The sequence below is a fragment of the Streptomyces sp. NPDC050856 genome (assembly GCF_040653855.1).
In the GTDB taxonomy this organism is placed as follows: domain Bacteria; phylum Actinomycetota; class Actinomycetes; order Streptomycetales; family Streptomycetaceae; genus Streptomyces.
This window is the reverse complement of sequence record NZ_JBFAGV010000036.1, coordinates 45,624-60,010: the sequence shown is the minus strand read 5'-3', so window position 1 is coordinate 60,010 and position 14,387 is coordinate 45,624. Positions and strand designations below refer to the sequence as shown.

Here is a 14,387-nt window from a genome sequence, read left to right as displayed (position 1 = left end):
CTTCATCCCGGTCAACACCGCCGACAACTGGCTGCACCTCGTCCTCGGCCTCGCCATGATCGCCCTGGGCGTCCTGCTCACCCGCCGTACCGGCCGTACCGGCCGCCACGCCACCGGCTAGCGCCACCGCGCGACCGCGACCGGCCGGCGCCACGCGACCGGCCACGCGGTCGGCACCGCGCCCCGCCGGAATGGCTCACCTGTTCGATTAGGGGTTAGCCTGGGACCATGGGCGCACATCTGCAGGGCTCGCTCTTCGACCAGACCGACGAGATCCGCCTCGGTCCGCTCGACGGCCTCCGGCGGACCGTGCTCGGCCAGGGCGCCTGGGTCGACCTGCTGCCCGGCTGGCTGAGCGGCGCCGGCGCGCTGTTCGACGAGCTGGCCGACGGTGTCCCCTGGCGGGCCGAGCGGCGGCACATGTACGACCACGAGGTCGCCGTCCCCCGGCTGCTCGCCTTCTACCGGGCCGGCGAGGCGCTGCCGCACCCGGTGCTGGAGGAGGCCCGGGCCGCCCTGTCCGCGCACTACGCCGCCGAACTGGGCGAGCCGTTCGTCACCGCCGGGCTCTGCTACTACCGGGACGGCCGGGACAGCGTCGCCTGGCACGGCGACCGCATCGGGCGCGGCGCGCACACGGACACCATGGTCGCCATCCTCTCGGTGGGCGAACCGCGCGACCTGGCGCTGCGGCCCCGGGCCGGCGCGGCCGGCGGAACCACCAGGCGGCTGCCCCTCGGTCACGGCGACCTGGTCGTGATGGGCGGCTCCTGCCAGCGCACCTGGGAGCACGCCGTCCCCAAGACCGCGCGGAGCGTGGGACCCCGCATCAGCGTCCAGTTCCGGCCCCGGGGGGTGGGCTGACCGGCGGAGCGGCCCGGCTGGACGGGCGGCCGCCGCCGGCGCGGGCCGGCTGACAGCGGGTGCCCGCCCCGAGACGGTCGGTCACTCATGGTCCACTTCCGGCCGGTGAGTGCTAGAACTGTGAGGGTGGTCAACCTTCTCGACCGATTCCGGGGCGCCTCGGTCCGGTCACTGGCCGAAAGGCGCCCGCGGAGCGTCGCGGGGCAGGTCTTCGTCCTGCAGGCGGCACTGGTGGTGCTGCTGGTGCTGGGCGCGGTCCTGGCCCTGCTGCTGCAGTCCCGCAGCGACAGCGACCGCGAGGCGCGCAACCGGTCGGTCGCCGTGGCCGAAACGTTTGCGCAGTCACCCGGCATCCATGACGCGCTGACCTCGCCCGACCCCTCCCAGGTACTGCAACCGCTGACCGAGACCGCCCGCCGCCGGGCGGGGGTCGACTTCATCGTGGTGATGGACACCACCGGCCTCCGCTACACCCACCCCCAGCCGGAGCGGATCGGGCAGCGCTTCGTCGGCACCATCGAGCCCTCGCTGGCCGGGCGGGTGCACACCGAGCACGTCGACGGCCCCCTCGGCGACGAGGTGCAGGCCGTCGTCCCGGTCACCGGCGCCGACGGCCGGGTCGTGGCGCTGGTGTCGGCCGGGCTCCAGGTGAAGAACGTGACGGGTGTGGTCAACCGCCAGCTTCCGGTCATCCTGGCCACCAGCGCGGCCGGCCTGGCCGTGGCCACCGCGGGATCGGCCCTGGTCGCCCGGCGGCTCCGGCGCCAGACCCACGGACTGGGACCCGCCGAGATGACCCGGGTGTACGAGCACCACGACGCCGTGCTCCACTCGGTCCGCGAAGGCGTCGTCATCGTCGCCGGCGACGGCCGCCTCCTCCTCGCCAACGACGAGGCCGAACGGCTGCTGAACCTGCCGCCCGACGCCGAGGGGCGCGCCATCGAGGACCTGCCCGGCCTCGATCCCGGCATGGCGCAGCTCCTCGCCTCCGGCCGGCTGGCCACCGACGAGGTCGTCCTGGCCGCCGACCGGCTGCTCGCCGTGAACCAGCGGCCCACCGACCGCCACGGCGCCTCCGGCACGGTCGCCACCATCCGCGACACCACCGAGCTGCGCGCCCTCACCGGCCGCGCCGAGGGCGCCCGCAGCCGGCTCAACCTGCTGTACGACGCCGGCGTCGGCATCGGCACCACCCTCGACGTCGTCCGCACCGCCGAGGAGCTCGCCCAGGTGGCCGTCGGCCGGTTCGCCGACTTCGTCACCGTCGACCTCGCCGACCCGGTCCTGCGCGGCGAGGAGCCCAGGGGCTCCGCCGGGGCCGACATGCGCCGCACCGCGGTCAGCGGCATCCGCGACGACCACCCGCTCTACCCGCGCGGCCGGATGATCGGCTTCCTGCCCTCCACGCCGCAGGCCCGCGGGTACGGCTCCGGCCGCGCCGAGCTCGTGCCCGACCTGTCCCGGGCGCCGGGCTGGCAGGCCCAGGACCCCGAGCGGGCCGGCCAGATCGTCGCCTACGGCATCCACTCCCTCATCGCGGTCCCGCTCAAGGCCAGGGGAGTGGTCCTGGGCGTGGCCAACTTCTGGCGCTCGGAGAAACCCGACCCCTTCGACGACGACGACCTCGCCCTCGCCGAGGAACTGGTCGCCCGCGCCGCCGTCTGCATCGACAACGCCCGCCGCTACACCCGCGAGCACGCCATGGCCGTCACCCTCCAGCGCAGCCTGCTGCCGCGCGCCCTGCCCGAGCAGAGCGCCCTGGAAGTGGCCCACCGCTACCTGCCCGCCCAGTCCGGTGTCGGTGGCGACTGGTTCGACGTCATCCCGCTCCCCGGCAGCCGGGTCGCCCTGGTGGTCGGCGACGTGGTCGGCCACGGCCTGCACGCCGCCGCCACCATGGGCCGGCTGCGCACCGCGGTGCACAACTTCTCCACCCTCGACCTGCCCCCCGACGAGATCCTCGGCCGTCTCGACGACCTGGTCGGCCGCATCGACCAGGACGAGGGCGACCGCGACGAGGGTCCCGAGGACCCCGGCGGCATGGCCGCGGGCGCCGGGATGACCGGCGCCACCTGCCTGTACGCGGTCTACGACCCGGTCTCCCGCCGCTGCGTCATGGCCCGCGCCGGGCACCCGCTGCCCGCCCTGGTCCACCCCGGCGGCACGGTGGAGTTCCCCGACCTGCCGGCCGGACCGCCGCTCGGACTCGGCGGCATACCGTTCGAGACCGCCGAGATCGAGGTGGCCGAGGGCAGCCAGCTCGTCTTCTACACCGACGGCCTGATCGAGGACCGCACCCGTGACATCGACGTCGGCCTGGAGCTGCTGCGCGACGCCCTCTCCCATGCCGACCGCACCCCGGAGGACAGCTGCAAGGCGGTCCTGGAAGCGCTGCTGCCCGCCCACCCCAAGGACGACGTGGCGCTTCTGATCGCCCGCACCCGGGCCCTGGGCCGCGACCGGGTGGCCGACTGGGACGTGCCGTTCCACCCCGGCGCCGTCGCAGGCGTCCGCGCAGCCGCCGCCCGGAAACTGGAGGAATGGGGCCTGGGCGACCTGGCGTTCACCACCGAACTGATCCTCAGCGAACTCATCACCAACGCCATCCGCTACGGCGCGGCTCCCGTGCACGTACGCCTCCTCCACGACCGCGGCCTGACCTGCGAGGTCGCCGACAACAGCAGCACCTCGCCGCACCTGCGGTACGCGGCCACCACCGACGAGGGAGGCCGCGGGCTGTTCCTGGTCGCCCAGCTCTCCGAGCGCTGGGGCACCCGCTACACCGCCCACGGCAAGGTGATCTGGGCCGAGCAGCCGCTGCCCGGCGCGGCGGGACACCCCCGGGGCGCCGGTGAGGCGGTGCTCTTCGACGTCCTGGACGTCGAACCCATCTGATGCCGCCCCGGCGCCGGCCCCCGCCGATACGCTGGGACGCGATGTTCACACCCAACGGCCCGACCCCGCGCGAACTCGCCGTCCAGGCGCTGTCCTCCACCCGGCACGGGTACGACCTGCTCGCCCCGAAGTTCGACCGGACACCGTTCCGGACCCCGGACCGGGTCCTGGAAGCGGTGGCCGGCGCCGTCGCGCCGCTCGGTCCCTTCCGCGCCGGCCTGGACCTCTGCTGCGGCACCGGCGCCGCCACCGGCGTCCTGAGCCGGCTGTGCCGGGAGCGGGTGACCGGCGTCGACTTCAGCGAGGGCATGCTCGCCGTGGCCCGGGCGGCCCACTCCACCCCCGCCCCGGGGAGGGGCGCCGGCACCGGCCCGGACGTCCGGTTCGTCCAGGCCGACGCCCTCGCCCTGCCGTTCCGGGAGGCGTTCGACCTGGCGGTGAGCTTCGGCGCGTCCGGCCACTTCCTGCCCCGGGAGCGCCCCGCCCTGTTCGCCCAGGTGCGCGACGCCCTGCGCCCCGGTGGCCTGTTCGCCCTCCCCGTCGGCGCGCCGGCCCGCGTGGGCTCGGCGGCCTACTGGCGGCTGTGGGGCTTCGACGCGGTGATGCGGGTGCGCAACCTGCTGTGGCGGCCGCCCTTCGTCATGTACTACCGCACCTTCCGGCTCGGGGACGTGCTGGACGACCTGACCCGCACCGGCTTCACCGTCCGGCTGACGCCGCTGACCGCGCTGGGCACCGGGCCCGACGGCTCGCCCCGCTGCCGCCTGGTCCTGGCCCGCCGCGCCTGAGCGCCGGCCCGGCGGGTAGTTTCGGGCGCACCGCCGACACCCTCCGGTCACCAGGAGAGACGTGACTCCCACCGCGCCCGACCCGTCCCGCCCCCGGCCCCGCCTGCTGTACGTCACCGACCTCGCGTACCAGGCCGGCGGGCGCCGCTACTGCGACGAGGACATCCACCTGTCCGCGCGGCTGCGCGAGCACTTCGACATCGCCCTGTGCCACCCGGTGGACGCCGCCGCCCTGATGGACGCCTTCGACGCCGTCGTCGTCCGCAACAGCGGACCGGTGCTGCACTACCGGGCGGCCTACGAGGCCTTCCGCGCCCGCGCCCTGCGCGACGGCGTGCCCGTCTTCAACGAGCTGACCGGCAAGGCCGACATGGCGGGCAAGCAGTACCTCGTCGACCTCGCCGCCGCCGGGTACCCGGTCATCCCCACCGCCGGCCGCGCCGAGGACCTGCACCGCCTGCCGGACGCGCCCGAGTACGTGATCAAACCCAGGCTGGGCGCCGACTCCATCGGCATGGAGTTCGTCTCCCGCGCGGAGCTGGCCGGCCGCGCCCTGGGCGACGTCCTCGTCCAGCCCCGGGTCGACTTCCGCTACGAGGTGTCCTTCTACTTCGTCGACCGCGCCTTCCAGTACGCCCTGTACGCGCCCCGCACCGACCGGCGCTGGGAGCTGGAGCGCTACCGGCCGACCGCGGCCGATCTCGCCTTCGCCCAGCGCTTCGTCGACTGGAACGGCGTCGACCACGGCATCCAGCGGGTGGACGCCTGCCGCGCCCCCGACGGCGGCCTGCTCCTGGTCGAACTGGAGGACCTCAACCCGTACCTCTCCCTCGACCTGCTGGACGACGGCGACCGCGACTCCTTCGTCGCGGCTGTGACGGCGTCCCTGCACCGCCTTCTCGGCGCAAGCCGGCCCGCCTGAAGTTGCGGGCCGCCGGTCCGGCGCGTCGAGTGGGAGGGAAGCCCGCCGATGCGCCGAAGTCCCGCGGCGCGGCGCGAAACGGCACCGGACGAAAACACCTCTTCGGTGTCGGACCTGTAGTTTCCCGAGAGGCAGTGAAGAGATATGGCCGTCGGCTCATCGAGCGCCACCATGCCGCGCGACCCGGAGGAGGGACCGGACGAGGGAGGTCCGGCCGGCGCCGGCGCGTCCGGCTGGTCGTGGACGACCGTCTGGACCACGGCCCTGGCCCTGCTGCCGCTCGGTCTGCTGGCCGCCGCGTCCTACCTGGGCAGGTACGTCCGGCCCAGCGCCGACGAGTGGTGCTTCCTGCCGGTGGTCCGCGACAGCGGCGTCCCCGGGCTGATCGGCAAGTTCTACGTCACCGACAACGGGCGCCTGGGCAACGGCGTCCTCGTCGGGCTGTACGCGCAGTTCCCGGTGGCCGGCCACCAGTGGTACGCCCCGGTCTCCGCCCTGCTCATGCTGGGCCTGCTGTGGGCGCTGGTGGCGCACCTGCTGCGCGCGGCCGGCCGGAGCGTGCCGCGCGGAGTGCCGCTGCTGGTGGCGGCCATGGTCACGGTGCTGTTCCTCCTCGCCACCACCAACACGTACAAGACGTTCTTCTGGCCCGCCGCCTCCGTCTCGCACACCCTCGCCCCGGTGCTGGCGGCCGCGGCGGCCCTGCCCCTGCTGCGGGCCCGGGGCCGGCGGGGCCGGATCACCGCGCTGGCCGTCGTGCTGGTGGCCGGGGCCTTCATGGGCACGCTCTCCGAGGAGGCCTCGGTGGTCGCGCTGGTCGTGCTGGCCGCCGCGGTCCTGCTCGCCCGCCGGGTGTTCACCGAGCGGGTGCGGCGCTTCGCCCTGGTCTGGTCGCTGACCGGCATGGCCGGTGTCGCCATCGGCACGATCGTGCTGGTCACCTCACCCGGTTCGCGCAACCGCCGGGAGCGGTTCGGCGCCGAGACCACCTCCATGATCGCCCCCGAGTCGCTGATCGCCTCGTTCCGCGCCTACCTGCGCATCATGGAGACCGTCGTGACCACCTGGGAGTACGTCGGCGCGGTCGCCGCCGGCGTGCTGCTGGGCCTGCTGGCGCGGCGCCGGCCCGGGGGCACGGAGCCGGCCCTGCTGCCGTGCCGGCCGCTGCTGCTGACCGCCTCCGGTGCGCTCGCCCTCCTCGTCTCCGGCTACCTGTGCACCGTCATCACCTACCCCGTCTTCCAGGAACGGGTGGTGACCGCCGGCCGGACGTGGAACGACTACCTCCTGCTGTACGTCCTGCTGCTGGTCGCCGCCGGGGCCTTCCTGGGCCGTGCGGTCCGCCTGCGCGACCGGCGCACCGGCCCGCTCGGGGCGCTGGCCGGCGCGGTGTGCGCGGTGACCGTCCTGGGCCTGGTCGCGCCGCTGTACGACCTGGGGCACGACATGCGGGTACGGGCGCAGCGGTGGGACCGTCAGGACCAGTGGCTGCGCGAGCGGGCCGCCGGAGGGGCGAGGGTGCTGCCGTACACGCCGGTGTCGGTGAGCGGGATGCTGGAGCCCTTCAGCGACGGCGGGCGCCGGATCTGGCCCGCCCAGTGCGTGGCCGACTACTACCACCTGGACCGGGTCACTCCCGGGACGCGCCTTCCCTGACCGGCCCCTCGGGCGGCCGCCGCCGCTCGGTGGCGGCCGCACCGGAGACGATGGCCCACCGGGCCAGCAGGAACGAGACCGGTGTGACGAGGATCCCGGCGGCGAGCGCCGCGAGGTTCTCGTCCATGCCCAGCCGGCTCACCGCCAGGTGCAGCAGGATCCCGCTGCCCACGACGTTCACCGCGCCCGACAGCGGGTAGCGGGCGTAGGCCCGCCAGGTCGGCCGGGTGCGCAGCGTGAGGCGGGAGTTGAGCAGGAAGGACCCGGTGACGCTGACCGCGTAGCCGATGACGTGCGCGGCCAGGTAGGGCAGCCAGATGTTCAGCGAGGCGTACACCGCGTAGTAGACGGCCGTGTTGGCCAGGCCGATCAGGGCGAAGGACGCGAACTGCCGCAGAACGGCGGCCCTCATCGCTCCCGCCGCGCGGGACCGGCGGACTCCAGTGGCGCCCGGGGGGCGCCGGCCGCGCCGCGGTCGGTCTCCCGGACCACGTAGTGCGGCCGCCGCTTGGACTCGTGGTAGATGCGTCCGACGTACTCCCCGATGATGCCGAGCGTGGCCAGTTGCACGCCGCTGAGCGCGACGACGGCCGTGATCAGCGTCGCGTATCCGGGCGTCTCGACCCCGTTCAGCACGGCGTTGGCGACGATCCAGAGGGCGTAGCCGAGCGCCGACAGGAAGAGCCACAGGCCGGTGTGGATCGCCAGGCGCAGCGGGCGGCTGTTGAAGGAGAGCAGTCCGTCGATGCCGTAGTTGAGCAGCCGTCTGCCGCCCCACTTGGACTGCCCGGCGGCCCGCTGGACGTTCTCGTAGGTGAAGCTCACCGTGTCGAACCCGATCCAGGAGAACAGTCCCTTGGAGAAGCGGTTGCTCTCCGGCAACGACAGGACGGAGTCGACCGCCCGCCGTGACAGGAGCCGGAAGTCGCCCGCTCCGTCGACTATCTCCACGTCCATGAAGTGGCGTACGAGCCGGTAGTACGCCTGGCTGAACGCCCGGCGCACCATCCCCTCGCCGGAGCGGTCCCGCCGGGCGACGACCTGGTCGTAGCCGTGCCGGTGCAGCTCCAACATGCGCGGCACCAGCTCGGGGGGATGCTGGAGGTCGGCGTCCATCAGCACGACCACCGCGCCCCTGGCCATGCGCATGCCTGCCAGCAGCGCGGACTCCTTGCCGAAGTTGCGGCTGAAGGAGGTGTAACGCACCCGCGCGTCGGACGCCGCGAACTGCCTGAGCCGGTCCACGGTCAGGTCGTCGCTGCCGTCGTCGACGTAGCAGATCTCGAAGCTCTCGCCCGTCGCACCGAGGACGCCGACCAGCGCGCGGTGGAAGGCGTCGATCACCGCACTCTCGTTGAAACACGGGACCACGATCGACATATGGACCATTGGCGACTCACTCCATGCACGGCACGCGGGCGACGGACCCCCCGTTCCCGGCCCGCCGCTGGGAGAAGAGGGCCACGGGGCCCGCGGGGTTGCCTGCACCGGGAAAGGGCTGCCTCCTGACCCCAGTGGAGCCCGGCGGCGGACCCGCGACAGCCCCAGGCCGTCCAGACGGGTGAACCGGCGCCCCAGGAGCGGGGCCCCGCGCACCGCGCCCGCGGCCCGGGCCTGAGGCGTACCTCGCCCCACGGCCCGCGCCGCCGTACGCGCCCGCGCCGCCACGCGTGACGGCGCCGGCCGCGGTCCGCGCGGCCGGCGCCGGTCGCCGGAGCCCGGTGGTGGCCGGTGCGGCCCCGGTTACTCCTTGCCGACCTCCTTGCTCACGGCGGCCGGCGTGTCGTAGTCCTTCTCGGGCAGGGCGTTCAGCGCCTCCATGATCTCGTCGTCGGCGCCGTTCCCCTGGGCGTGGTCGACGATGTCCTGCTTGGAGGCGGGGTAGTTGACGCCGCCGAGGGCCTTCTGCATGGCGATGGGGTTCACAGTCATGCGCCGACCGGTACCCGGCCGCCGGATCCGGCTACCGGGTCGCCCGGGGACGTCACGGCAATGGAGCAACCGCCCGCCGTGTCCACGCTGAGCGGATCCATCACGGTTGCACCACAATGTCGGGTGAGGGGCCGGGAGCGCGAGCACATCCCTGTGCGGGGCGTCCCGGCCGCCGGCGCCGGCCGGCCCCGGGGAAGTCCGCTCCGGCTCCCGGCGCGCGCACACCGTCTCTTCGCTTCGTGGCGTGGGAAAGGCAGGTACGTCGATGCTGTTGGCGCATCCCGCGGTGCTTCGTGAACTGGTGACCCGGTACGAGTCCCTCAGCGCCGCCCAGGGGCCGGCCGCCGGTCCCGAGCTGCAACGCCGGCTCGACGACGTCTCGTACACGCTGTGCGTGACCACCGGAACGCGTCAGGTGGAACATGCGCTCGCCGCGGCGCGCGCCAGGCTGGCGGTCGCCGCTCCGGCCCCCGTCCCCGCCACGGCCGCCTTCAGGACCGCCCCCACCGCCGCGGTCTTCGCCGCCGGAGCCTGAACGTCCGGCGGAAGGCTTTTTGGCGGCCCCGGCCCAGGGGTTGACCGGGGCCGCCACGGACACGTCCGAAGGGGTGCGGAAGTGCCCGGTCGGAACACCACGGGGCGGCGCGAGGAGGAGTGCGTCGTCACTGAGTGTTCGGCGGACGGGCGCCGTGACGCCCGGATGCCAGCAGTAAATATATTTACTGCTGAGTAAGCAAGGGAATGAAAATTTTCATGCGTCCCGGGGGCCGGAAACCGCCCCTGTGCGCGGGGTGGGGGTCAGTCCTCCAGGAAGAAGTCGTGCTGCTCGGCGGCCTGCTCGTACCCCTCCAGGCGCATCTGGGTGCGCTCGGGGTTGGCGTCCGCCATGGCCTGGAGCACCGAGGCGGAGAGCACCCCGGGCGCCGCGTACGAGTCGAACACCAGCCGCGAACCGGTGCCGGCGGTGAGCGTCACATCGGCCTCCTCCACCAGCGGGCCGAAGGTGAGGTCCGTGATCAGCGCCACGCGCAGCCCCGTCCGGCGGGCCGCCCGCAGCGCGGCCAGGGTCTCGTTGGCGTGCCGTGGCATCGCGAACGCCAGCACCCACGTACCGCCCGCCTCGCGCGACTGCAGCAGCGCGTCGTAGGCGACGCTGCCGCCGCGCGTCACCAGCCGTACGTCGGGGTGGATCCGCCGGGCCGCGTACGCGAAGTACTCGGCCAGCGACACCGAGATGCGCAGTCCCAGCACTGTCAAGGGCACAGATCCGGCCAGCTCCCGGCCGATGTCCAGGACCTGGCCCGGGTCGGCCAGCAGCCGACGGAGCTGCTCCAGATTCTCGATCTCCGCGTCGATCGCCGCCTGGAGCTCGTTGCGGCGGATCTCCTCACGCGTCTCCGGCGTGCCGGCGACCGCGCTGAGCGCGATGGGCTGCAGAGCCTCCCGCAGCGCCGGGAACCCGCTGTACCCCAGGGACGTCGCGAAACGGGTCACCGAGGGCTGACTCACCCCGACGCGCTCGGCCAGCTCCGTGATGGACAGGAACGCCGCCTCGGTGAGGTGGTCGATGACGTACTGCGCGATGCGGCGCTGCGCGGGGGACAGACGGTGGCCGCCGAAGAGGGCGAGCACCCTGTCGACCGGGACCGGGGCGGTGGCCTCCGCGTCCCCGGACCGCCGTCCCGGCGTGATCGCGGCCGCCTGCGCGCGTGCCTGCTGCCCTGATGGCACCGGCGTGCCTCCTTCTCGTCCCGCTCCCCGCTCAACATAGCCCACCGGCCACGGTGGACCGGCGGCTCCACCGATGTGCGCGACCCCGCCGCCGGGGAGCATCCTGGCTGTGTGCCCCGGCGCCCCGCCCGCCGTGCGCCGCACACCGCGCCGGGCGCATCCGCCGACCGAGGCTGGAACGTGATGCCGGACAGACCGCACCCCGACGGCCGCCCCCCGGACCGCCTGACCCTGGTGCTCGCCCAGGCCGCGGTGAGCGCGATCGAGGCCACCGGCGGGTACGCCGGCGGCGTCTACCTGCGCTCCCGGACGCCCGGGCTGCTCCGGCTGGGCGTGCTCGCCGGGCTGCCCGTCCGGCTCTTCCGGCCCTGGTGGCGCATGCACATCAACCGCCCCTTCCCGGTGGCCGAGGCGTACCGCTCCGGCCGGGCGGTCCACCTGGCCGACCCGGAGGAGGCCATGCGGCGCTTCCCGCAGCTCATGGCGGGCCTGCCGTTCCCCTTCGGGTCCCTGTACGCGCCGGTCACCGCCGGGCGGGAGAGGTTCGGCGTGCTGGTGGTGCTGCGTGCGGCCACCGCCGGCGGTGCCGTCGCCACGGACGACCGCCGCCGCCTGGCGGACGCCGCCCACCGGCTCGGCGCGGCCCTGGCGGAGCTCGCCGCGGGCGGCACCCGCGTGGAGTGGGAGCGCGAACCGGCCCCCGTCCAACTGCCCGCCGCCGGCGCCCCGCCGCTCCGGGTCGGCCACTTCGGCTGGGACGTCGACACCGGCGTCGTCACCACCGACGAACAGTTCCGGGCCATCCTCGGCCCCGCCCCGGCACCCCGCCTCGCCGACCCGGCACGCCCGGGGCGGGGCACGGCGCCCGAGCGCCCGAGCGCCGAGCCGGGCGCGCCGTCCGGGCGGGCGGCCCCGGACCCGCCCGACCGGCCGGAGGGACCCCGTGGGCCGGCCGGCCCCGGCGCACCCGAGGGCCCCGGCGGCTCCTCCCCACCCGCGACGCCGGCCGGACCGGGCGGGCCGGGCGGGCCGGGGGCGCCGCACGAGCCGGAGGTGCCGGATGTGCCGAGTGGGCTGGATGTGCCGAGTGGGCTGGATGTGCCGCAGGCGCCGCAGGAGCCGGGCGGGCCGGATCTGCTCGCCGGGCCCGGTAGACCGCACGAGTCGGGCGGGCCGGAGCCGCCGCGCCGGCCGGACAGGCCGGGGGCGCCGCACGGCCTCGGCGGGCGGGACGCGCCGGACCAGCCGGCCCGGCCGGGCGGGCCCGGCGCGGGCGCGTCCCCCGCCGCGCCGGACGGGGAGTCCGCGACGACCACCATGGACGACCTCATGTCGCTGCTGTCCCCGGCGGACGCCCACGGGTTGTGGACGGTGGCCCGCCAGGTGGCCCGCGCCGAGCGGCCGGTGACCCGGGCGATCTGGCTGCGCGGCCGGGACGGGTGGCCCTGCCTCCTCGAACTGTCCGGGCACCGTCGCGGCCCGCCGGACGACGGCGCGCCCCATCACCTGACCGGTGTCGTCGCCGATCCCGGTACCGGCCCGGTGGCCGCGGCCGCGGCCGACCGGCTCCCGCACGGGCTGTTCTCGATCGACCGGCTCGGGCGGATCACCTTCGTCAGCCACGGCGCCGAGGCCCTGCTGGGCCACGCCCGCTCCCGTCTCGTCGGCCGCGTCCTGTGGGAGGCCCTGCCCTGGTTCGGGCACCCCGCCCACGAGGACCAGTTCCGGGCCGGGATGCTCTCCGACGAGCCGGTGCGCTTCATGGCGCACCGCCCGCCCGGCACATGGCTGTCGGTCTCCCTCCACCCGGGGCACGACGGGCTGACGGTCGAGCTGTCCGAGGCGGAACAGCCCGCGTACGCGCCCGAGTCCCTGGTCGCGCCCGGTGCCGGGCTGGGCTCCCCGGCCGACCGGGCGGCCGTCCTCTACCGCCCGGTCGCCCTGGCCATCGCGCTCACCGAGGCGGTCACCGCGCGCCAGGTCTCCGCCGTGGTGACGGACGAGCTGCTGCCCGCCTTCGGCGGCCGGCAACTGGCCATCTACCTGCTCAGTGAGCGGCATCTCCACCTGGCCTGGGAGACCGGCTTCCCGCAGGGCTTCCTGGACCGTTTCGACGGCGTCGGCCTCGACGCCCGGCTGCCCGGCGTGGAGACCCTCACCTCCGGCCGCCCCATCTTCTTCGAGTCGATGCAGCGGCTGGCCGCCGCCTACCCCGGCATTCCGCTCGACACCCATGTCGGCGCACGGGCCTTCCTGCCGCTGATCGCCTCCGGCCGGCCGGTCGGCTCCTGCATCCTCGGCTTCGACCAGCCGCGCGGCTTCAGCCCCGAGGAGCGCACGGTCCTCACCGCCCTCGCCGGACTCATCGCCCAGGCCCTGGAGCGGGCCCAGCGCTACGACTCCGAGGCCGCCCTCGCCCGCGGCCTCCAGGACGCGCTGCTCCCGCACCGGCTGCCCCGGCTGCGGCACGTCGACACCGTCGGCCGCTACCTGCCGGGCACCCTCGGCATGGAGGTCGGCGGCGACTGGTACGACGTCGTGGAGACGCCGCGCGGCCTGGCCCTGGTCATCGGCGACGTACAGGGACACGGGGTCGCCGCCGCCGCGACCATGGGCCAACTGCGCAGCGCCGTGCGCGCGTTCGCGCTCGCCGGACTGGAGCCGCAGGAGGTGATGAGCGGCACCAACCGGCTGCTCATCGACCTCGACCCCGGCCAGTTCGCCAGCTGCTGCTACATCGTGCTCGATCCGGTCTCCGGCACCACCCGGGCCGTACGGGCCGGGCACCCCCAGCCCCTGCTGCGCCACCCCGGCGGCCGGACCGAGGTGCTGGACCTGGCGGGCGGCGTCGTGCTGGGGGTCGACCCGCAGGCCGGCTATCCCGTCACCGCGCTGCGCCTTGAACCCGGCGGCATCCTGGCCCTGTTCACCGACGGGCTGGTCGAACAGCCCGGCACCGACATCGACCTGGGCATCGAGCGGCTGCGCGGCACCCTCGCCGAGGTCGGCACGGTCTCCCTCGCCGAAACGGCCGACCGGCTGATCCGGGAGGCCGGCCAGGCCGCCGACCGGCCCGACGACATCGCCCTCCTGCTCGCCGCCCGCTGGGCGGGCGACCGCCAACCGGAAGGGCCCCCGTACGGAACCCGATCGTGACGACAGCGGACCATTCGGCCAAGGTCCGTGCCATGATGGGGAGTTATGGCAGTTGGGGAGGGTGTGACCAGACAGGAGATCCGCGTCACGCCGGTCCGGGAGACGTCACGAGGCGACATCGACGCTCTGCAGACCTGGCTCACGCGTGAGCGGATCGTACGCGACGGACTCGGCACGGGGGAGTTGCGGGTCGAACAGCGGCCCAAGCCCGACACGGGCGGCAGCCCCATGGGGCTGGGCAACGAGATCGTGCTCGTGCTCCTGGAGGGCGCCGCGGGGTACGCCATCGGCGAGCTCATCGAGCAGACCAGGAGCGCGGTACGGGAGTGGCAGGAGAACCGCCGGTCGCTGGGGGAGGACCGGCCACCGGACTTCGACGTCACCTCGGACGACGACGCGAGGTAGCCCGGTGGCGCGCTTCGACCCTCGGGGGAAGGTCAATC

General features: G+C 74.7%; 13 protein-coding genes. 9 read left to right on the top strand and 4 right to left on the bottom strand.

What is annotated here, in order from left to right; translation table 11 throughout:
• Positions 1-4 precede the first annotated feature (4 nt).
• The 6 genes from AB0H53_RS25580 to AB0H53_RS25555 all read left to right on the top strand — a co-directional run bounded on the left by AB0H53_RS25580 (position 5) and on the right by AB0H53_RS25555 (position 7,125).
• The gene (locus tag AB0H53_RS25580) at positions 5-121 is read left to right on the top strand and encodes a DUF4383 domain-containing protein (RefSeq protein ID WP_362117792.1); all 117 of its coding nucleotides are present in this window, start codon (positions 5-7) and stop codon (positions 119-121) included.
• 107 nt (positions 122-228) lie between these two features.
• Positions 229-864, top strand: a complete 636-nt coding sequence (locus AB0H53_RS25575) for an alpha-ketoglutarate-dependent dioxygenase AlkB (protein ID WP_362117789.1) — start codon at positions 229-231, stop codon at positions 862-864.
• Between the two features lie 126 nt (positions 865-990).
• On the top strand, positions 991-3,759 hold the full coding sequence (locus AB0H53_RS25570; RefSeq protein ID WP_362117787.1) for a SpoIIE family protein phosphatase: 2,769 nt from the start codon (positions 991-993) through the stop codon (positions 3,757-3,759).
• Between the two features lie 41 nt (positions 3,760-3,800).
• Complete coding sequence (locus tag AB0H53_RS25565; RefSeq protein ID WP_362117784.1) at positions 3,801-4,547, top strand: class I SAM-dependent methyltransferase; 747 nt, start codon at positions 3,801-3,803, stop codon at positions 4,545-4,547.
• 61 nt (positions 4,548-4,608) lie between these two features.
• A complete protein-coding gene (locus tag AB0H53_RS25560) occupies positions 4,609-5,469 on the top strand; it encodes a hypothetical protein (protein WP_362117781.1) in 861 nt (286 codons plus the stop codon).
• A gap of 144 nt (positions 5,470-5,613) precedes the next feature.
• The gene (locus AB0H53_RS25555; RefSeq protein ID WP_362117778.1) at positions 5,614-7,125 is read left to right on the top strand and encodes a DUF6056 family protein; all 1,512 of its coding nucleotides are present in this window, start codon (positions 5,614-5,616) and stop codon (positions 7,123-7,125) included.
• Here AB0H53_RS25555 and AB0H53_RS25550 read toward each other — a convergent pair.
• The 3 genes from AB0H53_RS25550 to AB0H53_RS25540 form a co-directional block, all read right to left on the bottom strand.
• Complete coding sequence (locus tag AB0H53_RS25550) at positions 7,100-7,537, bottom strand: GtrA family protein (protein WP_362117775.1); 438 nt, start codon at positions 7,535-7,537, stop codon at positions 7,100-7,102. The two genes, AB0H53_RS25555 and AB0H53_RS25550, sit on opposite strands and share 26 nt — an antisense overlap.
• The gene (locus AB0H53_RS25545) at positions 7,534-8,514 is read right to left on the bottom strand and encodes a glycosyltransferase family 2 protein (protein WP_362117772.1); all 981 of its coding nucleotides are present in this window, start codon (positions 8,512-8,514) and stop codon (positions 7,534-7,536) included. The genes AB0H53_RS25550 and AB0H53_RS25545 overlap by 4 nt, the downstream gene beginning before the upstream one ends.
• 354 nt (positions 8,515-8,868) lie before the next feature.
• Positions 8,869-9,057, bottom strand: coding sequence for a DUF2795 domain-containing protein (locus AB0H53_RS25540; RefSeq protein WP_362117769.1), 189 nt, complete (start codon positions 9,055-9,057; stop codon positions 8,869-8,871).
• Positions 9,058-9,301: 244 nt separating this feature from the next.
• On the opposite strand from AB0H53_RS25540, the gene AB0H53_RS25535 reads away from it, so the two are divergent.
• Complete coding sequence (locus AB0H53_RS25535; RefSeq protein ID WP_362117767.1) at positions 9,302-9,592, top strand: DUF5133 domain-containing protein; 291 nt, start codon at positions 9,302-9,304, stop codon at positions 9,590-9,592.
• Positions 9,593-9,855: 263 nt separating this feature from the next.
• Here the strand turns inward: AB0H53_RS25535 and AB0H53_RS25530 are convergent, their stop codons facing one another.
• Complete coding sequence (locus tag AB0H53_RS25530) at positions 9,856-10,788, bottom strand: MurR/RpiR family transcriptional regulator (protein WP_362117764.1); 933 nt, start codon at positions 10,786-10,788, stop codon at positions 9,856-9,858.
• 183 nt (positions 10,789-10,971) lie between these two features.
• On the opposite strand from AB0H53_RS25530, the gene AB0H53_RS25525 reads away from it, so the two are divergent.
• The gene (locus tag AB0H53_RS25525; protein ID WP_362117761.1) at positions 10,972-13,944 is read left to right on the top strand and encodes a SpoIIE family protein phosphatase; all 2,973 of its coding nucleotides are present in this window, start codon (positions 10,972-10,974) and stop codon (positions 13,942-13,944) included.
• A 63-nt stretch (positions 13,945-14,007) separates the two neighbouring features.
• Positions 14,008-14,349 carry a hypothetical protein gene (locus AB0H53_RS25520; RefSeq protein ID WP_362117758.1) on the top strand — a complete coding sequence of 114 codons (342 nt, stop codon included), beginning with the start codon at positions 14,008-14,010 and terminating at the stop codon, positions 14,347-14,349.
• Positions 14,350-14,387 lie beyond the last annotated feature (38 nt).